The organism is uncultured Methanobrevibacter sp. (assembly GCF_902769175.1).
Lineage (GTDB): Archaea > Methanobacteriota > Methanobacteria > Methanobacteriales > Methanobacteriaceae > Methanobrevibacter.
In genome coordinates, this window is the sequence record NZ_CACXNW010000020.1 from 52747 (window position 1) to 76039 (window position 23293).

Annotated in this window: 19 protein-coding genes; 3 read left to right on the plus strand and 16 right to left on the minus strand. The window is 29.7% G+C overall.

The window, feature by feature from the left end; translation table 11 throughout:
- Positions 1–123 precede the first annotated feature (123 nt).
- The 5 genes from QZV12_RS08120 to QZV12_RS08140 form a co-directional block, all read right to left on the minus strand.
- The gene (locus QZV12_RS08120; protein ID WP_295620019.1) at positions 124–861 is read right to left on the minus strand and encodes a hypothetical protein; all 738 of its coding nucleotides are present in this window, start codon (positions 859–861) and stop codon (positions 124–126) included.
- On the minus strand, positions 862–1824 hold the full coding sequence (locus QZV12_RS08125; RefSeq protein ID WP_295620022.1) for an AAA family ATPase: 963 nt from the start codon (positions 1822–1824) through the stop codon (positions 862–864).
- 456 nt (positions 1825–2280) lie between these two features.
- Positions 2281–3015, minus strand: coding sequence for a hypothetical protein (locus QZV12_RS08130; protein ID WP_295620025.1), 735 nt, complete (start codon positions 3013–3015; stop codon positions 2281–2283).
- Between the two features lie 244 nt (positions 3016–3259).
- The gene (locus tag QZV12_RS08135; RefSeq protein ID WP_295620027.1) at positions 3260–4015 is read right to left on the minus strand and encodes a hypothetical protein; all 756 of its coding nucleotides are present in this window, start codon (positions 4013–4015) and stop codon (positions 3260–3262) included.
- 548 nt (positions 4016–4563) lie between these two features.
- Positions 4564–5193: a hypothetical protein gene (locus QZV12_RS08140; protein WP_295620030.1), complete on the minus strand. Its 630-nt coding sequence runs from the start codon at positions 5191–5193 to the stop codon at positions 4564–4566.
- Positions 5194–5591: 398 nt separating this feature from the next.
- Here QZV12_RS08140 and QZV12_RS08145 point away from each other — a divergent pair, with 398 nt between their 5' ends.
- A complete protein-coding gene (locus tag QZV12_RS08145) occupies positions 5592–6170 on the plus strand; it encodes a hypothetical protein (protein WP_295620033.1) in 579 nt (192 codons plus the stop codon).
- 265 nt (positions 6171–6435) lie between these two features.
- Here the strand turns inward: QZV12_RS08145 and QZV12_RS08150 are convergent, their stop codons facing one another.
- Positions 6436–7725, minus strand: coding sequence for a TIGR02710 family CRISPR-associated CARF protein (locus tag QZV12_RS08150; RefSeq protein WP_295620036.1), 1290 nt, complete (start codon positions 7723–7725; stop codon positions 6436–6438).
- A gap of 354 nt (positions 7726–8079) precedes the next feature.
- Here QZV12_RS08150 and QZV12_RS08155 point away from each other — a divergent pair, with 354 nt between their 5' ends.
- On the plus strand, positions 8080–8418 hold the full coding sequence (locus QZV12_RS08155) for a hypothetical protein (protein ID WP_295620039.1): 339 nt from the start codon (positions 8080–8082) through the stop codon (positions 8416–8418).
- A gap of 72 nt (positions 8419–8490) precedes the next feature.
- Here the strand turns inward: QZV12_RS08155 and QZV12_RS08160 are convergent, their stop codons facing one another.
- From QZV12_RS08160 to QZV12_RS08200, 9 genes are all read right to left on the minus strand, one after another.
- Complete coding sequence (locus QZV12_RS08160) at positions 8491–8763, minus strand: hypothetical protein (RefSeq protein ID WP_295620042.1); 273 nt, start codon at positions 8761–8763, stop codon at positions 8491–8493.
- Between the two features lie 365 nt (positions 8764–9128).
- Complete coding sequence (locus QZV12_RS08165) at positions 9129–10511, minus strand: MFS transporter (protein ID WP_295620045.1); 1383 nt, start codon at positions 10509–10511, stop codon at positions 9129–9131.
- A gap of 896 nt (positions 10512–11407) precedes the next feature.
- Positions 11408–13192, minus strand: a complete 1785-nt coding sequence (locus QZV12_RS08170; RefSeq protein WP_295620049.1) for a DUF2207 domain-containing protein — start codon at positions 13190–13192, stop codon at positions 11408–11410.
- A 203-nt stretch (positions 13193–13395) separates the two neighbouring features.
- Positions 13396–13950: a LemA family protein gene (locus tag QZV12_RS08175; protein WP_295620052.1), complete on the minus strand. Its 555-nt coding sequence runs from the start codon at positions 13948–13950 to the stop codon at positions 13396–13398.
- 329 nt (positions 13951–14279) lie between these two features.
- Positions 14280–14702: an MFS transporter gene (locus tag QZV12_RS08180; RefSeq protein WP_295620054.1), complete on the minus strand. Its 423-nt coding sequence runs from the start codon at positions 14700–14702 to the stop codon at positions 14280–14282.
- Positions 14690–15508: an MFS transporter gene (locus QZV12_RS08185; RefSeq protein ID WP_295620056.1), complete on the minus strand. Its 819-nt coding sequence runs from the start codon at positions 15506–15508 to the stop codon at positions 14690–14692. Before QZV12_RS08185 ends, QZV12_RS08180 begins: the two co-directional genes overlap by 13 nt.
- 235 nt (positions 15509–15743) lie before the next feature.
- Positions 15744–17198 (minus strand): sodium-dependent transporter, encoded by a 1455-nt coding sequence (locus QZV12_RS08190; RefSeq protein WP_295620059.1) that lies wholly within the window; start codon positions 17196–17198, stop codon positions 15744–15746.
- A gap of 394 nt (positions 17199–17592) precedes the next feature.
- Positions 17593–19047, minus strand: a complete 1455-nt coding sequence (locus tag QZV12_RS08195) for a sodium-dependent transporter (RefSeq protein WP_295620062.1) — start codon at positions 19045–19047, stop codon at positions 17593–17595.
- Between the two features lie 339 nt (positions 19048–19386).
- Positions 19387–20856: a homoserine O-acetyltransferase gene (locus tag QZV12_RS08200; RefSeq protein WP_295620065.1), complete on the minus strand. Its 1470-nt coding sequence runs from the start codon at positions 20854–20856 to the stop codon at positions 19387–19389.
- A 382-nt stretch (positions 20857–21238) separates the two neighbouring features.
- Here QZV12_RS08200 and QZV12_RS08205 point away from each other — a divergent pair, with 382 nt between their 5' ends.
- Positions 21239–21502: a hypothetical protein gene (locus QZV12_RS08205; RefSeq protein WP_295620068.1), complete on the plus strand. Its 264-nt coding sequence runs from the start codon at positions 21239–21241 to the stop codon at positions 21500–21502.
- Between the two features lie 290 nt (positions 21503–21792).
- Here QZV12_RS08205 and rnc read toward each other — a convergent pair whose 3' ends face one another.
- Positions 21793–22461, minus strand: coding sequence for a ribonuclease III (rnc, locus tag QZV12_RS08210; protein WP_295620072.1), 669 nt, complete (start codon positions 22459–22461; stop codon positions 21793–21795).
- Positions 22462–23293 lie beyond the last annotated feature (832 nt).

Consider the following 23293-nt stretch of genomic DNA (forward strand, 5'->3'; position numbering starts at 1 on the left):
AAAAATAGCTTGTATTTTAATTATTAATATTAATTACTTTTTCATAATTTGATAAAATATAATTTTAAATATTATTTTCATTATTTAAAAAAAAGAAAGATAGGCAAATTAAGAAATAATATCTTAAATCCTATCCAAAAAGAACTTAAACTCATTATGATCCATTATTTCAACTATTTCAAAGAGTCCTAAATCTCTTAATCTGTCAAAAGGCTTTCTTAAGATAAACCTATATGAGCCTACCCTATCTGCAGTAGGATTCCGCTTATCTGAAATGGCTACAACAATATAAACCTTCTTCATATTAGATAGGAACTCCCTAATATCGATCATATCCTCTTTAGAAATATTGTTCTTAATGCAATAATCCTTATAGACATTAGGCAAAGCCAAATCAAGTGTTTCAAATGGCTTCAATCTTAGCTTAAATGCAAGCTCATCCCCAGTATTATTGTAAATCCTCTTCAATCTATTATAATACTTTTCCTTACATGGACTGTCATTGCTAATATAACGCAATACATTATTAAGCTCTTTTCTCTTGTTGTTCCAATCGATTATAACACCTTTGAACTCAATGAAATATAAAACTTTTCTCTTTTTATCCAAATATAAGGCATCACATGTAGATGGCAGGTTACAAACATTTATAATATCAGTAGTCCTACAAATATCGTCAAAGGAATACATCATGAAATCACTACTTACAAGAGGTTCCTTGTTTTTGCTTACACATTCCTGCTGTTTCCTTGAAGGACAATTCTTATCATGAGTCGGACATGGCATTGATATCTCTGAAACCGGCTGATAGTACTTATTGTATGATGATAGAAACTCATCAAACTTTTCAATATCGTTCATCTAATCACCATCTAACTTCTTAAACATCAATTCCATCTTGATTTCATCCAAAATGTCATAAGGCTGACCAAGGTTTCTGTATATTTCCTCAAGATTATTGGAATCAATATTGATTATATCATACTTTAAATCTTCAGATGGCTGTGTCAGGAAGAAAAAGCATTCATCAATAAGGCCATAGTATTGAGAATATAATTCAATTGCTTCAATGAAGAATGGGCTATGGGAAGCAACGAAAATTGCAAGCTCCAATTCCTTAGACAAAAGAACAAGAATCTTTGCAAACTCAACCTGCCATTCAGGGTGGAGATTGACTTCAGGCTCATCCATAATGAGAAAGCTGTGTTTCGTCAATTCACCGTTTCTAAGAAGTGTTTGGAATAGGGCAAGCTGCTTGATTCCTGAAGATGTGTTTTTCATTCGGGTCTTCAATCCGTTCTTTCTTAGGAAGAAGAGTTCTCCATTCTCTTCCTGCATATATCCTCCAAGGATTTCATTGAGGATCCTTTCCACTTCCAAATCATTTTTAGGCTTCTTATCATTATCTATTATTAGGGCATCTTCCAATGCCTTTACATGCTCCAGGAAGTATGTGCCTCCTGACCTATTGTCAAACAATGAGAATGAATCAAAGTAAAACACTTTAGTGAATTCAACATCCCCGTTTTTGATGAACTCATAATTCTTGAAGTCAATTTTATATGAAAAATCCAACATTTCTACGTGGACACATGCACAGTCCCTATCCTCTTGAGGACCTGTTATGTCAAATTCAGATTCCATCAGACCATTTAACGTAGAATCATTATGAGCTGAGATTGCCCTTATGAAACAGTACAGCAGATTTGTTGCTGTGGATTTTCCTGTACTATTCTTTCCGCCTATAACATTGATTCTACCCATATCCATATCCGCTTTTCTTATTGAGCCTACATTCTTGATTTTAAAATTGAAGATTGACATAAATATTCCCCTTGTATGAACTTTTAATAGTAGTATGTTTTTAAAAAATTTAAATCTATTGAAATTTTTTTGTTGAAATTGTACATATGAATAAGAATTTTCAAAATATTTTTAAATTGAAAAAAGCAGATGAAAAACTAAAATTAAATTTTAAATAAGAAAAACAGCCAGATAGATTAAAATAAAATTCCAAATAAGCTGAAAAAATAACTAAAATTAAATTTAAATAATAAAAACAGCTAAAATTAAATTAAAATAATAAAAACAGTCAAATGAATAAAAAATAAAATTCCAAATAAGCAGATTAAATTAACTAAAATTAAATTTTAAGTAAGAAAATTAAGCAAAATAATTAAAATAAAATTTAAAAAAAATCCTTGAAAAAAAGCCAATAGAAATCACATCTTAATAAAAAAAAAAAAAAAAAAAAAAAAAAAATAATTATTGGATTTTAACCTATATATCACCAATAATGTAATCAGAAAGTTGTTCGTTCCTTGAATTCATATCACGGCCAAGGAATAATCTTTTATAATCAGATCCATAACGTCCTGAATTGATTTGCATAACTTTATCTAAAACCTGTTCATTATATGCACCTAACTCTTTAGCAATTTCTTCAATGGTTGCACTACCATATAATCTGTAAACGTTGTATGTGAATTCATCATCGCCAATAGGTGTAAAGAGATATCTGTCTACAACATTCTGAGTTTGATCAACAGTCATATTTACTTTTTCAGCAATTTCTTTACATCTGAAACCGTATTCATACATGCAATTGATTTCATCAAGGACAGAATCAATATATCCAACATTCAGTTCATTGTGTTTGTTATAACTAGTGTCGTAGTAAAGGTTAATCAAGTCATAATTGCTTATTATATATTCACTGTATTCTACAATAGGTTCTGTTTGGTTATCAACAAGCTCATTATCCCCATCAACAGGTTCTGTTTGGATAGAATTTACATCATCATACCTCATGACAGGCTTTGGGTCATCTGCAGCAATTTCATCAACATCATTTACATCAGCAATTGAATCAGCAGTGTCATCTACAACAACCACATTATCAATATCATTGATTTCAACATCATCTACAGTGCCGTTATCAGCAGCTGAAGCTACACTTAGCCCAACAAGGGCTATAATCATAATAGCAAAAGCAATTAAAATATTCCTAGTCATTAAATCCCCTTTATAAAAGTTTTTAGTGTATAAAACACTTGATATAATTTTTGTAAAAGACATCATATAAAGATTTTTGCATGTAAGTACTCACTTACATCTTTAAATTAAAAAATAAATATTTAGATTTCTTAAAAATAAAAAACAAATAATAAACATTATAATTAATAAAAATAGACAATTTATAATAAAAAAAATATAGTTTAAAAAAAAGAATTAAAAAAAAGAAAAAGTAAAAGTTTTTTTAGGCAAATAAAGTCCAATCAATACAATCGACGTGTAAATCACCGATAACCAATTCTGGATGATTTTCGTTTAATGAATGCATATCACGACAGAGGAATAAGTCTTTATAAGTTTTTCCCAAAAATCCTGATTTGATAAAAATTACCTTTTGAAAAACTTGTTTCTTATCTACACCTAACTGATTAGCCATTTCCTCAAGGGTTAAAGTACCGTATAATTTGTAAACGGAATAGCTGAAATGATCTCCTCCAAGAGGATCGAAATAATATTTGTCTATAAGGGTTTGAACTTCATCAGCAGTCATGTTTGTCAATTCTCCAATTTCTTTACAGGACTGTCCTGCTGAATACATTTCCCCGAGACTATTAATTATAGGAACAAGGTGGATAATATCCATTTCATTGTGCTTATCAAAAGTGCCTAAGAAGTAAAAGCTAATCAACTCATAATTTCTTGTTTTTTGACTATTTTCTACAACAGGAACTGTTTGTTTTGTGATAACATCATTTTCATCTGGACCAACTTCAGTTTGGTTGGAAATATGATCATCTTCCTCGATTATAGGAATTTCATCATCTGAAACAACATCATCTACATCGTCAATTGAATCAACAGTGTCATCTACAACAACCACATCATCAATATCATTAATTTCAACATCATTAACAGTGCCGTTATCGGCAGCTGAAGCTACGCCAAGCCCAATAAGGGCTATAATCATCATAGTAAATGTGATTAATATATTTCTATTCATTATATCATCTTTATTTAAAAAAAAATTTTTATTCTTAACTCAATTAATTATTTGTTAAAGAGATTATATAAAGATTTTCGCATGTAAGTGCCTACTTGCATCTTAAATTAAAAAATAAAGTCATATAATTCTTAAAAATAAGAAATAAATTAAATTTTAATTTATTTAAAAAAATAAAGATTTTATATTATAATAAAAATTATAAAATTATACCAAGGATCTAAGGAAAAAAAGAAAAATGATTCAAAAATTATATTATATTATATTATATTAAATATCTAAAAAAATAGTTATTTTTTTAAAAATCATACATAATAAAAAAATCTATTAAAAAAAATCTACTTATAAAAAAGTAAAAAATAAAGAATTGGATAAATAATTAATTATTATATAACAAAAAAAACTATTAAAAAAAAGCAAAAAATAAAGAAATGGATAAAAAATTAATTATATATCCCCAATAATAAATTGGGTCTTGTTTTCAGATAACAAATGCAAGTTACGGTTATGGATTATGATTTGATAAACTCCTCCGAAAGTTCCATTTTTTAAATGATGAGATAAGAAATAAGTTTTGTTGTACCGGTTCCTAATTCATCAGCCATTTGTGCAATGGTTTTGGTTCCGTATGCTTTGTAAACATAATCTGCTTTCTCATTGGTAATAGGCACGACACAAAGTTCATCTACAGCACTTTGTACTTCATCGGCAGACATGTTAAACTCTTTACCAATTTCAATGGTTGAGTATCCTGACATATACATCATATTGATTTTCAAAAAGATACCAACATCCAAATCCTTAGGGTTATTGATTTTAGGACCATGATCGTTTTCATCCTTAACAACATCATCAACAGGAGTTTCATTATCTATGACATCATCATGACCAATAACATCAGTACTGTTGTTTTCATCAACAGCAGGTACATCAGCACTAATGTTTTCATCTTTAACAGGAACATCACTGATGTTTTCATCACCAACAGACACATCAGCACTAATGTTTTCGTCAACAACAGATACTTTATCGATGACTATATTATCACCAGTGGTGAAACTTACATTATCATTTTGACTTACATTATCTGCAGCGCCACAATCAGCTGCAGAAACCATACCTAGCCCTACAAGGGCAATAATCATTAAAGTAAAAACTGTAAATATATTTCTTTTCATTTATACAACCTTTTTAAAAAACTTGTGTTCTTAACACACTTAATAATTAATATGTTAAAGGCCATTTATAAAGATTTTCGCATGTAAGTGCTCACTTACATCTTTAAATTAAAAAATAAGACTTTTTAATCATTAAAAATAAAAAATAAGTCAATATAGTTCTTAAAAATAAAAAAAATAAAAAATAATCCTTCTTATTTAATAAAAATAAGAATTTTATAATATGAAAAATTTTCAAAAATCCAATATATATTATTACAAAACAGTTATATATTTCCATGAGCATAAACTTGTTAAATCGAATATATATTAAAAACATAAAAAGGAGGAATTTAATGACAACAATTATTCCAAGAGAAATAAAATGTCCAGTATGTGGATAAGAAATAACAGCCACCTTGATTGGAAGTACAAATGCCATGGGCTATGCTGATTTGGATTTGAGACCACCTGAAATGCAAAGAAGCACAATGTATCAATCCACATGTATGTGTGAATGCGGTAATGTATTTGAATCTGCATCCAATGGATGTTCAAGAGAATTGGTTGAAAGTGAAGCATATCAAAGCTGTGATGGAATAGACTTTAACTCTGAAAAAGCGTTTATGTTCTATAGGGCTTATATGATTGACAGAGAGTCCAATCCAAATGATTTGGCATCAAACTTTTTCCATATCCTACATGCTGCATGGGCTTGCGATGACTTTGATATGGAAAATGCACGTAAAATGAGACTGATTGGAATTAATCTGCTTGAACAAATCATTAATGATGAGCAATATGAGCATGTGAAAAATGACAATCTTTTGATGGAGGCGGATCTATTGCGCAGAAACGGCAAGTTTGACTTGCTTATAGAAAAGTTCAATGACATTAAATTTGAGGATGAAATCTATCAGAAAATAATCGATTTCCAATTAAAAAAGGCAAGTCAAAAAGATGATTCACGATATACTGTTGGAGATGTGATTGGATAAAACCGATTCAATCTCCTTTTTCTTTTTTTGTAAGCTTAAAATTTTATAGGCTATTTAAATTTTTAATCATTTCAATTATAAATTAAGGAATTTAAATTAAAAACACCCTTTTTTTAATCATTTCAATTATAAATTAAGGAATTTAAATTAAAAACACCCTTTTTTTAATCATTTCAATTATAATTTTTAGAAATTTAAAGGTAAAAGACCGTTATAACCTATTCAATTTAAACTTCAAAACATACAAAGCAAACCTTATTTTCCATTAAAACCTATTCATCTTTAACTTCAAATCATACTTGGCAAACCTTGTTTCATTCAAAAACCTTTTCATGTCCTTGTCTAGTTTAAGTGCAAGACATTCAACTAGTTCTTCAAACTGATCGAAATCTTCCTTATCCAATGATTCAAGGCCATGAGCTAAAATGGAATTGTTTCTTTTAATGGTGAGATTGTTGATTCTGTTTCTGTTTTCTGCAAAGTATTTTCCCAAATCATCATCCAATTCATATAGAAGTTCAAAGTCCTTAATCAATCCTATCCTTATTTTACCTTCAGACCTTGTTTTTTCAAGGGTTTCAATGAAATCCTTGCTGATGTTTTTCTCCTCAAGAACACCAACATCAATATCTGAACTTTTAAGCCCATAATTGCCAAGGCTTATCTGTGCAATAAGCTCAAATGCCCTATATAGACGAGCGATTGCATCATCATACTTGTATTCCTCTGCCCTTCTTATTGAATTGTTGATTATGCTTGCAAGGATATAGCAGTACTTCAGCTTCTCATGAGGAGACCTTACAATTGTGCCAAGTGCCTTAAGGTTTATCTTCAATTCATCCCTAATGTCATTGAAGAAAATGCTGTCATGATTTACCTTGGTCATATAGTCGTATGCAATTTCAAAATCCATATTGTCCCATGCATAATATGCCTTAACAAGGTTTAAAAGGTCTTCCTTAGGAATATTTTCATCAACAATCGTATCCAATATCTGACTTGCAGTGTAGAATCTGTTTTCATTGAAATGGCTTCGCATCCTCATGATTGAAAACCTGTCATAGACTTTGTAGAGATTCTGAAACTGTATTGATTCGGTTCCAGGAGAAACAACCCCTCTCTTTCTATCTCCACTAACAGTTATAAGGTCCTTTGAATAGAACATTCCACAGCAGGCCATAGCTGCAGACATGGTTTTGGTTCCGGAAGTGTAATCCATGATAATTTCATTCTTTTCTTCAGAGAGTATATCCAATTTCCATATTTTAGCTTCAAAGGCTTCAAAGCAGGAATTGAAATTGTCAATATCCTCTAAAATGACAATTTCATAATCTTGTCCTTCAATGAACTCATCATCATCCGCTTCAAATAGCTCCTTAACAAAATCTATAGTGCCTTTGGATAATTCAGATGCAAAAAATATTATATAATCCGGATAGATCTTGCTTATAGATGAATAGATTCCCTTGGCCAAATGTTGAAAGCCTTCTATGTCTGAATTTGGATTAACTCCTGTTCCAACTGTCATGAATAATGTTTTGATTTTCCTTCTCATAATACCACTGCAAAATAAGTAAAATATTGTTAAAAATAGTCTATTTATAGAATTATTTATAATTATCTAATGAAAATATTATTAAATTTCTTATGGTTAGTTGATTTAAATCAATTTGATTGATTTAATGTGATTTATTTGTTTTGTAATAAAATAACAAATTAATTATAGTTTACTATATCTAATAAAATCTCTTAATTTATCTTTAAAATTAATTTAAATAAAGGATATTTAATTAAAAAATAGATAAGTTTATATGCTATTTTTTAAAAGAAATTAATGAGTATTAGAGTTTATTTGAAAAATAATTTGATATTGAGTGGAATTAAATTTGATAAGATAGGAGAAAAAATAATGTATAGAATCATAAATGAAGATAATTCACTTGTAAAAGAATATCCTGCACCAGAAATCTATGAAACATTAACTGATGAAGAAAAGAAGAACATTTTCACATTTAAAAAGGAAATAGAAAAAATCACAATAGCAAAAGGATTGGGAAGAGTGTCAGTGATTATATCATATGATGGATCTTATCGTGAAAAAGAATTTATTATCAAATATTCTAAGGGATTTACAAAAGAGCACTATGAAAAGGAAATTGAGAAAATTGATGAGCATATGCTAAGTTTTTCAAAAAAGAACAATCTTTATGATTTTTTCCTTGACAGTTATATAATGTTACGTGATTAGAGCATTAGATTTAGAATATTATTTTAAAGAAAAATGGTTAAAATTGAAAAAAAAAAGAAAAAATGAGATTATTTAAGCATAGTACTGAAGAGGTTTGTCATCATCGACCTCTTCTCCTAAGCCAAATAATGCTTGGAATAATTCAGAGATGTCTTCAACAGGACCAATTCCCATTTTTAGACAAGCACCGATGTATAATTTTTCTATGTCCTCATCTGCAATTTTATCCCCATTTTGTGATTTGAGATAACCTAAGAAATATGCAGCCATAATAGGACCAATATCGATATTAGGCACTTCTCTCTTTTGTTCTGGTTTCTTTAAAATATTGCTTTTTTCAATCATGATATCACCGGACTAATACTATAAACTTCGTCACTTATAAATGTTTGCTATATTAAACCCCATATGAAAATAAATTTTGATAAAATATCATGAAAAATAAGATAAAAAAATAAAAAACGATAAAATTATTTGTTTACTACAATACAATTCCAAATCACAAAAAAGTAAAAATCGATAAAATTATTTGTTTACTACAATACAATTCCAAATCACAAACCAAATCACAAAAAAGTAAAAATCGATAAAATTATTTGTTTACTACAATACAATTCCAAATCACAAAAAAAGTGAAAATATTTTTGGTCAAGGTTTTTGAGGCGAAGCCTCAAAAAGCTTGGGTTCAAAAGCTTGGACGTAAAGCTTGGTTAAGTTTCATATTCCACATCAGATCTTAAACCGACCAATGATGCACAAACTGCTATAACACATAAAATAGCTGAAACAATACAGGAAATCCTTGAACTTGCCATCAGCAATGGATAATTTTCTGGAACGATAGGAACATTTCCCATAATATAAGCAAAAATAACTGTCAACAATCCAATGCTTAATGTTTGACCAATCACTCTCATAGCTGCTAATGAAGCAGAAGCAGTTCCTGTTTCCTCTTTTGGAACAGAACTCATGATTGCATTTGTATTTGGAGTTGAAAACAATCCATATCCTAATCCCTGCAGGAACATTGCAATTATAATCAGATACAATGGAGTGGTCTCATCCAGGAAGCATAAGATCAAAATAGCTACAGTTACAAAACCCATTCCAATAGCTGCAAGCTTTTGAGGATCTATCTTATCTGATATTCTTCCTGAAATAGGTGCTATTATTGCCATCATTACTGGAGTTACTATTAGGAGTAGGCCAGACATTTGGGAGTCAAGACCCATAATGTACTGAAAATGATAGGTCACTATGTATGTAATTACAAAAGTTGCCAAATAACTAATCAAGGATGCTAAATTTGAAGAGGAGAACCTTGCATTCTTAAACAATCTTACTTCAAATATAGGATTATCAATCCTCAATTCAATATACGCAAAGCAAATCAGCAATGCCAAACCGATGACTAATAATATTATTCCCAAACTTGTATTTATTATAGTGAATCCATAAACAAAGAGCAATATTCCAAACATGTAAATAAGGGATCCAAGCTTATCGATGGAACCATCATACATTGTCCATTCATCATCCAAGGCATAGCATAGATATGCTGAAACCAATAAAAATGGCAGCATAACATAGAAAACGCTTTGCCAACCGAGATAATAGATTACAAATCCACCTATAACAGGAGCTGAAGACAATCCTATGTAAACTCCTGCAATATTCAATCCTAAAGCCTGTTCACGGGTTTCAGGAGGTACTGCTGAAACGATTAATGCCATTGAAGCCACATTTATTATTGCAATCCCTATTCCTTGAACAACCCTTGAAAACAAGAGCATATAGCTTGTATTTGAAAAGCAGGAAATGATAACACCGATTAGAGTGAATATTATTCCAATCAGCAAGGATTTCTTAAGTCCATATTTACTTGTCAGCTTGCCTAAAGGTATGGATAATGCAGCAATTGAAAGCAGGAATATGGTTGCAACCCAATTTTGAAGAATATTGCTCATTGCAAGTTCACGGGCAATAAGTGGAAGAGCTACAGATATGTTAGCTAAAAAAGCTCCTACATATGAAACGACTGCAGCAAGCAGAATTACTGATTTTTCTAAACCTAATTTATTGACAATCCCCATTATAAAAACCTATTTTAATGATAATAATAATTATAATTTGGATTTAATATAAATTTTTATATAATTTTTTAAAATAAAAACCGGATGAAAACAGATAAAGAATACTAAAAAAACCTAATGGAAGCAGATTAGGAATACTAAAAAAACCTAATGGAAGCAGATTAGGAATACTGAAAAACAGAATTTAAAGAGTATTTTTAATAATTAGTAAAATCAGAACTTAAAAAAAAAAATAATATGGAGGATAAGAATTATAACAATTTGCAGAAGAGATTGCTATATAATGTTTTGTGATTTAGAAATTTTGTTAAATAATATTTGGATTGTAGTGATTTTTAAGATTTAAATAAACTTTTGCCTGCAAATCATTATAATCTTATCCAAATGCATTAAGGAGAGAAAATAAGTAATACACTTATTATCTTTAAACACAATATCATTTAATAAATTTTTATGTTTCTAACTTTTAGGTAACAGAGCGATAATTAAATTTTTAAAATAATAAAAATTTACTAAAAAGTAATATTATGTCATTTAATATATTGTAGTAATAATCATATAAACTTTATCTTAATACAAATAGCCCTAAATTCTTTAAATTAGTAATACTCTTTATAAAGAGTATTATTCTATTAATAAGAATCTTTAAGATAGTAATAATAAAAAATTTTAAAAAGTATTACTTTTAATTAAAAATAGGATTAAAATAAAAAAATAGGATAAAAATAGGATAAAAAACCAAAAAAATAGAATAACAAAATGTAAAATAATAAGATAAAAAAATAATGAAAAAAGAAAAAAATTAATTTGTTTTATGATATTCGATTCCAGCCACTAAACAACAGTGAAAATATTTTTGGTCAAGGTTTTTGAGGCGAAGCCTCAAAAAGCTTGGGTTAGAAAGCTCCTCCACCTCCACCACCGGAACCTCCTCCAATTCCTCCAATGGAGTCATTGTTAGCAGAGGAAATAGTGGAAGAAGCTGTAGAGAATGAACTGCCAACATGATTATAACCACCAAGATAATAGAACATAAACAGATCATTAGTGGTATAGCTATAATCGTTCAATCCACCATATACATGCATTTTCATAGCTTCATAAACCTTATCTGCAACTCCAAGAGCTGTAGCATAGACCAAATACTCATTCCAAATTGCAATTGATTCAGGAGGATGTTCCTTTATCAAGGAATAATCTTGAAGGAACTTTTTAAACTTGCTCCATTTCTCTGCATACAATTTTCCCTTTAATGTGTATTTGCCTGGAATTCCAGATGGCATTAATAAGCATGCAATACCTATAATAACCATAATCACCCCAATAGTTAGGGTCAGGAAACTATTGGTGAAATCAAATAGGAATGAAAATACTACAAGAATGATGCCTAATATCAATGCACCAATTCCTGAAAAGAGCATATAATCGGCACCGCTTTTGTCAAAGTATTCTTTCAATACTTCATCAGGCAGATATTCATTCTTAAAGTTTTCACACCAATTATTGTATCTGTCTTGGAAAGCCCTTGCATGATACTCTGAACGTAAGCAATCCTGCATATAGTTGAAGCTTATTCTGCCATTAAGCTCATATGCCCTTAGGATGTCTATCAATTCCCTTTCGAATCTTAAAAGACCTTCTGTGTCTTTCACTGTAAGGAAAGTTGTTTTGGTAAATTCAGTATCTTCCTCAGAGTCTACACCAAGCTTGCCTCTATTGATTAAATCAATGATTGTAGCTTGGAAAGCCTGCTGGTTTAATTCCCCAACATTCTTAGACATGCTTTCCATTAATGCATTGACAAATGCAGGAGGGTCATGGGTTGGAGGCTCATGTTCATAAATGGCCTGATAATCTGTTTTAGGCTCTCTTCCAAATTTCAAGTATATTCCAAGAGGAATGGCAACTACAAGTGCTAAAAGATAATTGAAGAAGGACCCAATGCTATTCAGGAATCCTTGATGGCTTTCTGCATCATTTTGAATCTTTTCTATCTCCTTTTTTGCATTCTTATTGATATGCTGAGCAAATGGTGCCCCATCACTGAATTCACTTAAAGGAATGATGGCTCTAGCTTCAACATAATGTCCAGATGGAATCCAGCCGTTATTGATGTATAAGACATTATCATCCCATTGGGCTTTTGCATCACTTGAAGGAGGATTGATCCAGTATTCAAGCTTTTTATTGTCTGGGAATGTGATTGTAGCACTTAGTGATTCTAAATCCTCATCCCATTCATCACCCCAAACCTTATACTGTATCTCTCCAACGTCATTATAGACCTTGATTACTTTAGGCATTTCATATTGGAGATATAATGTTATATCAGTTCCGGAAGTAATCTTTTTGATTTTGGCAGCATCCCTATAGAGATAAACCTTTACCCTATAGGTATTTCCTTGAGGGATAACAGTATATTCACAATAGGCTCCCTTAACATAAACATGAAGGTTTTGTACTGATTGCCCATTCTTTAGGCGAATATCCCTATAAACACCATTAGCTGATGAATCAAAATGATAATTGATTTCCTCAGCTACATTAAGCATTCCATTATCCTGCACTTCCAAGTCCATATGTGCACTTGTCAATGAATAATCAACTGCAGAGGCAGAAGAAACTGATATGAATATCAATGCAAAGAGAAGAAGAAGCAATCCTGTATTCTTTAAATTCATATTTTCTCCTAATTAATGGATGAATGAGGATTATTCATTAATAATCCATCTATTCCATTAATATGAATAAAAATTTAATAATTAAAATTCAACTTAACGTAAGATGAATAAAAATTTAATAATTAAAATTCAACTTAACGTAAGATGAATAAAAATTTAATAATTAAAATTCAACTTTATCTACGATAAATAAATTTTTATAATTAGAATTCAACTTTAGGTACTGATCTTGCTTCGCCAGCAACTTCAAAGAAGTCTGCTTCCTTAAATCTAAACAAGTTAGCAATGATATTGCTTGGGAATGTTTGGCATTTGTTGTTGTACATTAAGACAGTGTCATTGTAGAACTGTCTGGAGTAAGCGATTTTATCCTCTGTTTGTGCTAATTGGCTTTGTAATTCCTTGAAATTTTCATTAGCCTTTAATTCAGGATAGTTTTCAGCAACAGCAAATAATGTTTTTAAGGTGCTTGACAATTGATTATTGGCATCACTTATTTCCTTAACGCCATTTGCATTCATCAAGCCTGCTCTTGCAGCAGTAACATCTTCAAATACAGATTTTTCATGACCTGCATATCCTTTAACTGTTTCAACTAAATTAGGAATCAAATCTGCTCTTCTGTTTAATTGAACATCAATTTGAGCCCATGCGTTTTTAACTTTATTTCTTGAAGTTACAAGTCCATTGTAAAGAAGGACAAGAGCTACGATTATTATAAGAATTATAACTATTAATATTATGATTGTTATACTCATAGTTTCACCTACGAAATTGTTTTATATTGCTTATAATCATTTGACTTATATAAATTTAGGAAATATTGATTTTTTCAATGATTTCTTTTAAAAATGCTATAAATCAAGATTATAATTGATATAAGAATATTTATAGTCTTTTTTATATTTATTATTTTATGCTTACATTAATATTTTAATAAAGTATATTATATTTGATTTAATTTTGATGAAATTAATTTATTATGATTATTTTAACTAAAAAAAGACAATAAGTTAAAATTTTTAAAAAAAAACACAATAACAATTATTTTTATTAAACAAAATAAGAAAATATTTAGAAATAATGCTTATTTTTTAAGTGCAAAGAACGCTATTGGCAATGCAAGAAGTGTAATGAATGAAGATATGAAGTAAACAGGAGCATATCCACTAGTTGCAGTAACAAAAGAACCAAGCAAAGCAGGTCCAAAGCCCATAGTTCCATCACAAAAGATGAAAAATGTTGAAATTGCATAAGGACGACGATTTGCAGTTGTATTCCTTGTTACAATAGCTGTGCAAGCGGAATTCAATGTACCAAATCCAATTGCTGCACAGAAGGCACAAATGAAAACAGTTATTTCATTAGGCATCCAAGCAATCAGGAATAGACCAATGGCTTGTGAAATGATGCTTGTGAAACAGACGATCCTATCTCCATAATTATCCTGTATCTTACCTGCAATTGGTCTGGAAACCACTAAAACAAGTGAATAGACTAAAAAGAACAATGAAAATCACTGACCAGATTTACTTCAACTGCATAAAGCCTATAGAATGATAAAATGGAAACATATCCTAAACTTGCCAATCCAGTAAATAGAGAAACAGGAATTGCAGGAATTTCAAATATCTTATCTATAATGCTTCTGAATTTAGACTTTTCTTCAATTGAATCATTTAAATCTTCAATTGATTCTTCATTGTTTTCATCATTTCCTTTAAGGTCATAGCTGCTTAAGTCCAAAAAGGCCATGCATAATAATCCAAGGGCAGAAAAGAGTGTAGCAAGTCCAAAAGAACCTACAGAACCCCAATTGTCATAGAAAAATCCTGAAATGTATGGACCTAACCCTACTGCAATGGTTGTTCCCAACATAAAGTAGCCAAAAACTTCTCCAAATCTCTTTTTTGGAAGTATTGCAGTTGCAATAGATACGATTGCATTTGCTGAAGCTCCAAATCCAAGGCCATGAATAAATCTGACAATCAAAAGAAGATTCACATCATTTACAAAAAAGTATAGAATGCATGCTAAAAAATGAATTGATAAGAAGACCATTGCCACTTTCTTCCAATCATGCCTTTCCAGTGCATTTGCAGAATAAATCCTTGAACAGAGCCCTCCAAAAATATATATTCCAGATACAAGACCTGCAATTGTAGCAGTTGAACCCATAGATGTAGCATATTCAGTTACAGTTGACATCAATGCATACATTACAAGAGCAGTGAAAAGCAATGATCCAAAGATTAAAAAGAAGGATTTAGTGAATATTTTCTCATCATTTTGATTAGCAGCTTTTACAGTGTTCATTAATTAAACTTTATGTTTTGTTATATAAAAAATTTTTATTTTTTAAAGAATTGAAAAAAGAGTAAAAATTTTTATGTTTTTAAAGTATTAGAAAAAGAAAAAAAATAAGTTCTAAACCATTATAAAAAGAATTAGAAAAAGAAAAAAAATAAGTTCTAAACCATTATAAAAAGAATTAGAAAAAGAAAAAAAATAAGATTTAATCCATTATAAAAAGAATTAGGAAAAAATAACCCTAATTAGTTATTGGTTTGAGTTTAGTTAAGATAAAGCTTAGTGCAACTACTGTAACTGTAATGATTACATCAATAAAGATCTCAAAATAAGTTGCTTTATTGAATAAGTCAACAATGCCTATTGCCCACATTGCAAATAAAACGATAGGAATAACATATCTAACTAGGAATTTCCATATCTTGCCAACCTTTATCCTGCCGTTTTCATTTATTACCACAATTAAGTCATCAATATTGTAGATCCATGCAAAGATTATGCATTGAAGTCCAATCAGGAATAAAACACCGAACTGATTGATGAATGAATCAACAACTGCCACCAAATAGCATCCTATACCAGTAGCAAAGAAAAGTGATAATGAACAACCGATAATGGATAAAATGGTTGTTGCTTTTCTACGACTTAAATTAAACTTAAGGGTTGTGGAATAAAGCATTGGTTCAAATAATGCTAAAGCAGAAGTGATTCCTGCAAATAGGATTGCAAGGAAAAGCAAAGGAGCTAAAACTCTACCGAAAGGACCCATAATATTAAATACCATTGGGAATACAACAAATACAAGCCCTGTTCCCTCTGAGACAATATGTTCTAATGCGGTTCCAGTATGAAGAGACATATATCCAAGTATTGAAAATACTCCAAATGCAGTGAATATTTCAAATAATGAATTGGAAACAACCACATACAATACACTATCTGACAATTTGGACTTTTCAGGCAAGTAGCTTGCATAAGTCAAAGCGATAGCTTGTCCCATACTTAATGAAAAGACAATTTGACCACATGCTGCAAGCCAAATGTTAATGTCTAAAAGGGTATGCCATTTAGGCCTAAGCAATGCATCTATACCAATCATATGTCCAGGCAATGTAAGGGCATAGATAATAATAATTGCCATTAAAAGGAACAAGGATGGAATCAATATTCTGGAAACCTTACCAATTCCTTCATCAAGGTCCTTATGTGAAATATACCATAGGACAGCCCAAATGAAAATTACACTGATAGCTGTAGGAATTATAAAAGTAGTTGCATCTAGTAAATTGGCACTTCCTCCAACATTATTAATAAAATAACTACTTGTATCTGTTCCCCAAGCAAAAGTAAAGCTGTTTAGGAAATACACCATATCCCATGCCAGGATAACCATATAATAAATAACAACAAAAAAGACTAAAAGAACTACCATCCATCCTATAAACTCATATTTAGGATTGATCTTCTTTAAAACGTTGGAAAATGAGTCTTTGAAACTGAATCCCATACCATATTCAAGGATTAAAAATGGAATTCCTATAACTGCTATAGCAAATAGGTAAGGAATAAAGAATGATCCTCCACCATTGGAGTATAATACATAACTGAATCTCCAAATATTTCCTAAACCAACAGCTGCACCAATCATAGCAAGCAAAAATGAAAGGTAACTGTCCCATTGCACTTTTTCACTCATATTATTGAATCCCAATTTTTCATTAATTAATAATATATAAAAATTTATATAAAAACTTAACTTTTATATCTTATAAATAAAAGTGAAATAGATTTTTTATATATTCAAAATTGAAAAGGACCCAATAAAAAAAAGGTTTTAAAACTAAAATATAGGAAAATAATAGAAAATAATGGAGATATTAAATTTAAAAAAAATAGGAAAATAATAGAGAATAATAAAGTTGTTAAATTTAAAAAATAGAAAATAATAAAATTTTTAAAGTTGTTAAAAGTTAAAAAAAGACTAAAATAAAAAAATAAAGGATTTAAAAGTTAAAAAAAGACTAAAATAAAAAAATAAAGGATTTAAAAGTTAAAAAAAGACTAAAATAAAAAAATAAAGGATTAAAAAGTTAATCTCCTCTTGGATTCAATTCAGTCAAGACTTGACCGAATACCACTACAAGAACAATAATTATAATATCAACAACCATCTCTATAAAGATTGCTTCCATGAATAATTTTATTATTCCTATAATCCACATTGAAAACAATACAAAAGGCAATAGATACTTGATAATAAAGACCCATTGCTTGCCTACCTTCAATTGTCCATATTCATTTAATACAGGAATAAGGTTTTCAATGTTGTAATACCATGCAAAGATTACGCATTGTACTCCTATTAAGAAGAGAATTCCAAATTCATTTACAAATGAATCAACGATATGTACCAAATAACTGCTTATTTGAGTTGTAAGCAATAGTGACAAACAACATCCGATTACTGATAATATTGCTGCAGTTTTCCTACGAGACATATTGAATTTGACGCTTGTAGATGATAGCATCGGTTCAAAGAATCCTAACGCTGAAGTGACTCCTGCAAACAATATTGCAAGGAAGAGCAACGGTGCTAAGACTCTACCAACTGTACCCATGATATTAAAGATCATTGGGAATACAACAAATACAAGGCTTGTTCCCTCTGTAACCAGTTTGCTCATTGCTGTTCCAGTATGGAGAGACATATATCCAAGTATGGAAAACACTCCAAATGCAGTGAATATTTCAAATAATGAGTTGGAAGCAACCACTATCAATACATTATCAGTCAATTTGGATTTTTCAGGCAAATAGCTTGCATAAGTCAATGCAATAGCTTGTCCCATACTTAATGAAAAGATGATTTGAGCAAATGCTGCAAGCCAAATATTAACATCCAAAAGCATAAACCATTTAGGTCTAAGCAAAGTGTCTATTCCAATCATATGTCCAGGTAATGTAAGGGCATATCCTATAATGATTGCCATTATAACAAATAATGATGGAATCAATACCTTAGATACCTTACCAATACCTTCTTCAACGTTCTTATGTGAAATATACCATAAGACAACCCATAGGAAGATTACACAGAAGAATGTAGGAACGATGAAAGTACCAGGACGTGCTAAATTAGTGCTTCCTCCAACACTGTTAATAAAGAAGCTGGTTGTATCTGCTCCCCAACTGAAATTAAAGCTTGACAGGAAATAAACCATATCCCATGCCAGAATAACCATATAATAGATAACCACTATATAAACAAAAAGAACTAAAAACCAAGCTATGATTTCAAACTTAGGGTTTATCTTCTTTAATATATTCGAAAATGAGTCTTTGAAACTGAATCCAACACCATATTCAAGAATTAAAAATGGAATTCCCATTATAACAATTGCAATAAGATATGGGATAAAGAATGATCCTCCACCATTGGAGTATAATACATAACTGAATCTCCAAATATTACCTAGACCAACAGCAGCCCCTACCATAGCAAAGATAAAGGAAAGACTATTATTCCATTGACTTTTTTCATCCATGATATTGAATCCTTTAATTAAATATTATTATGTATATTAATTTTTATATAAAAACTTAACTTATTAAATCATTAATACATGAATAATACTTTTTTTAATTGATTTTTAAAAATGGAATTAAATGGTTAAAATATTTTAAAATCATTAAAAAGATTGATTAAAATCGTAGAAAAAATTAGTTTTTGTAAAATTTCATTTGAAAAAAAAGGATTATCAAATGTAAAATAATGAAGAGTAATGAGAAAAATATAAAAAAGTAAAAAAATACCTAAAAATTGACTAATAATTTAAAAAAAAATAAAAAAAGAAAAAATAGACTAAAAATAGTCTAAATTTACTCTAATAATTAGAAATAAGATGTGATATCCTATCAGTTGTAATAAGGCCTTCTAAAGATTCGCCATCTACAACAGGCAAGCATGAAATATTGTATTTTTTCATTAGCCTTGCAATATGTTCTATCTCATCTGAGGACTTACATGTTCTTACATTCTTAGTCATGACTTCCCTTAATTCACTGCAATCCTCTACAATGGATTTAGACAAGTCCCATGCAGTAACTATACCTGCCAATGAATTGTCATCATTCACTACAGGCAAATGAGTGATTTCATTATCAAACATGATAACTGCAGCTTCCTTAATAGTGGAATCAATATGAATTGTAGGAACTTCAGTTTTCATTACATCCCCTACATGATGTTCAGATAGGAAATTAGATAAAAGGAAGTTCATTTGACCATTTTCAAGCAGGAATGCATCATGCCCGTAATCAGACTTGACTTCATTATAGACTACATCCACATCATTGGTTTGTAGTGCAGCCAAGAGGTCTTTTGATTGATCCACAGGATATAGCCAATCTGAATCAACAGCAATGATTTGCATCTTAGCCTTAACGTCCTTTAAGCCATCAGCAAGATTTCCTTCAACTGCTAAATCAAAGTAATCCACTGCCTTTGTAATGTATAAATAGGAGTTGGCATCAAAACGCCTTACAAAGGATTCTCCTTGATGGTGCAAGTAACTTTCAACTTGGAAATCAAGTGCAAAATCATAACTGAGCTCATCTCTATCCTGCAAATCCCTTCCGAACTTCTTATACATTGATGCATCGCTTAGATAAGTGATGTGGCCAATCATACGAGCAACAGAGAGTCCAGACCTTGGAGTAAGGTAATTTCCATAGTATCTGCCATCGTTCCAAAATGGATCTGAAATAATGGATTGTCTACCTACTTCATTAAAAGCGATTTGTTGAGGTGAAGATCTGGCTGTAGTAGCAATAATGCATGCCTTTTTCATCATTTCAGGATAACTGACAGTCCATTGCAATGCTTGCATTCCACCCATAGAACCTCCAATAACAGCATATAATTTCTCTATGCCAAGGCCCTCTATAAGTTTCATTTGCGCATGGACCATATCCTCAATGGTTATTATTGGAAAATCAAGTGCATATTCCTCTCCTGTTTTAGGATTTATTGATGCAGGACCAGTTGAACCTTTACATCCGCCTAATACATTCGAACATATGACAAAGTACTTTTCAGTGTCTAATGCCTTTCCAGGACCGATGACCATATCCCACCATCCTGGCTTTTTCTTCCCCCCATGTGTTCCTGCAGCATGTGCATCTCCAGTAAGTGCATGGCATACCAGAACAGCATTGGATTTGGTAGAATTCAAATCACCATAAGTCTCATAAGCAAGTTCCACATTACTGAGAGTTTTTCCAGAACTTAGCTTTAAATCATCCTCAATAGCAAAGGTTTTAGTAATAACTTTACCAACAGATTTCTGTTTCATTTTTAATACCTATATTATTTAAAGAATACTGAATTTTATAAAAAATCTAATTCAATATACTAATGCTGAATATTTCCAGCATTATCAAAGTTTAACTAGTATTTAAACAAATTTAAGACTTAATATTAAATTTTATTTTCATATAGTAAGCATAGTCCAATTTTAATAGATTTCATAAGCTAAAAATCAAATAGTTGTCTCATTATTTATATATTACTAAAATACTATTTATATTTACTTATATGATTTAAGTAAAATTTTGAAATTTTAGTAAAAAAAATAGGAATTTTTTAAGGATTATAAACAGTTTAAGCATATAATAGTAAGTATTAATACATATAACCTAGATATAAACATATAACATAAAAGAAATAGGGATATAATGTTAGCTGAAAATAAAACTGAATTTAATAACACGGATCTTTTAATCAAATTATATGAAATGCTTTTTAACGATAGAATTACTGTTGAAACAAGCAAGATAGTATCTAAATTTATTATGGATTTAATAGACAATCAGGAAATCAACGAAGAAAAGGTAATTGATTATTTTAATAAAAAGAATCCTGAAAACATTCAATTCAATATAAAAGAGGATTTGGATACAATATATGATATCTGTCTTGAGATTTATGAAGAGGAATAGAAAAAATCCGATTAATTAAAAAAAAGCATTAGGATAAGAATAACCGTTATAGTGAAAAAATATCTTCCTTAAGGATAAAATAAACTATTATAATAAAAAATATCTCTAAAGGATAAAATAAACTATTATAATAAAAAATATCTCTAAAGGATAAAATAAACTATCATAGGGTAAAAATATCTTCCTTAAGGATAAAATAAACTATCATAGTAAAAAATATCTTCTAAAATAAACTATTTCATAAAAAAGAATCAGAAGATAAGGGAAAGAAAAAATTCCCTAAAAAATAATTATTGATCTAACTTTAATCTGTCAATTGCTTTTGCAGCAGCTAATTGCTCTGCCTCTTTTTTGCTTTTTCCAACACCGTGACCGTAATCGATTCCATCAACCAAAATCCTCATAACAAAGGTCTTATCGTGAGGTGCACCATGCTCTTCAAGCAATTCATAGCAGACTTCAACATCCTGTGCATCACCATATTCCTTAATTGTAGACTTATAGTCATAAAAGAAAATCTTTTTAGTTTCAATATAAGGGAAAACGGTCATTGTTAAAAACTCTTTTGCCTTTTCAATTCCTTGATCAAGATAAATTGCACCTAAAAAAGATTCAAAAATGTCTGCAGTGATGGAAATAACTTCATTATCGCTTATAGCATTGTCTTCTAAATTAAGCATAATATGTTTATCTAAGTCATTTTCATGAGAATAAACAACTAAAGCACTTTGACATACATAATTTGCTCGAAGCTTAGTCAATTTACCTTCACTGTAAGTTGGGTGCAAATTCTGCAAATACTCGGAAGTCAACATATTCAAGACTGAATCCCCAAGAAACTCAAGCCTTTCATAATCATAGTCCAAGTCATATTTTGCACTATATGAAGAATGAGTAAAGGCAATAATGTATAATTCTTCATTATTTGGAATAATATTAAACTTTTCTAACCATTTCATTTAATTCACTCAAGTATACATCGATTAATCATGTAAAAAAATAGCTGTGAATGAATTATTATAATAATTTAATATTAGTCTTGAATTTAAAAAATAATATTAAATTATCATAATGACTATTTTTTTATTATATATTCATATTCATTTAATAGATTTGTAATACATACTATATATACCTTATTTTATTGAAGGTGAAAAAATCAATAATTTTGCCCAAATATCACTTAAAAAAATATAAAAATATTAGTTTTCAAATGGTCTCTCGAATAATCCATTTATAAATAAACATAGATAAAATAGTGTAACAAACATAAAAATTGATTTTTAATAATCGAATAAGTTGCTGCAAATCAGGTTTAAACTTCGGTTTAAAGATTTAAATCAGAACTTATAAGATTTTTAAAGATTTTATTTTCGTGTTTCTTTTAATAATATATTTTTAATCCCTTTTTAAAGGAACAGGATTGAATTTTAGAAATAAAATTCTTTTCATTTTCTAAAAGAAGATGATTAAGATTCTTATTTGACCTTTTAAGAGGAAAAATGAAAATTACGATCAGATTTCTTTAATGGAAAATGATTAAGATTCTTATTTGACCAATTAAAAGGAAAGATAAAAATTGCAATCAAAATCCAAAATACTGGAAAACGATTAAAATTCTTATTAAACCTATTAAAAGGAAAGATAAAAATTATAATCAAAATCCAAATACTGGAAACGATTAAAATTCTAATTTGACCAATTAAAAGGAAAAATAAAAATTGCAATCAAATTCCCTTAACAGAAAACGATTAATATTCTTATTTGACCAATTAAAAGGAAAAATAAAAA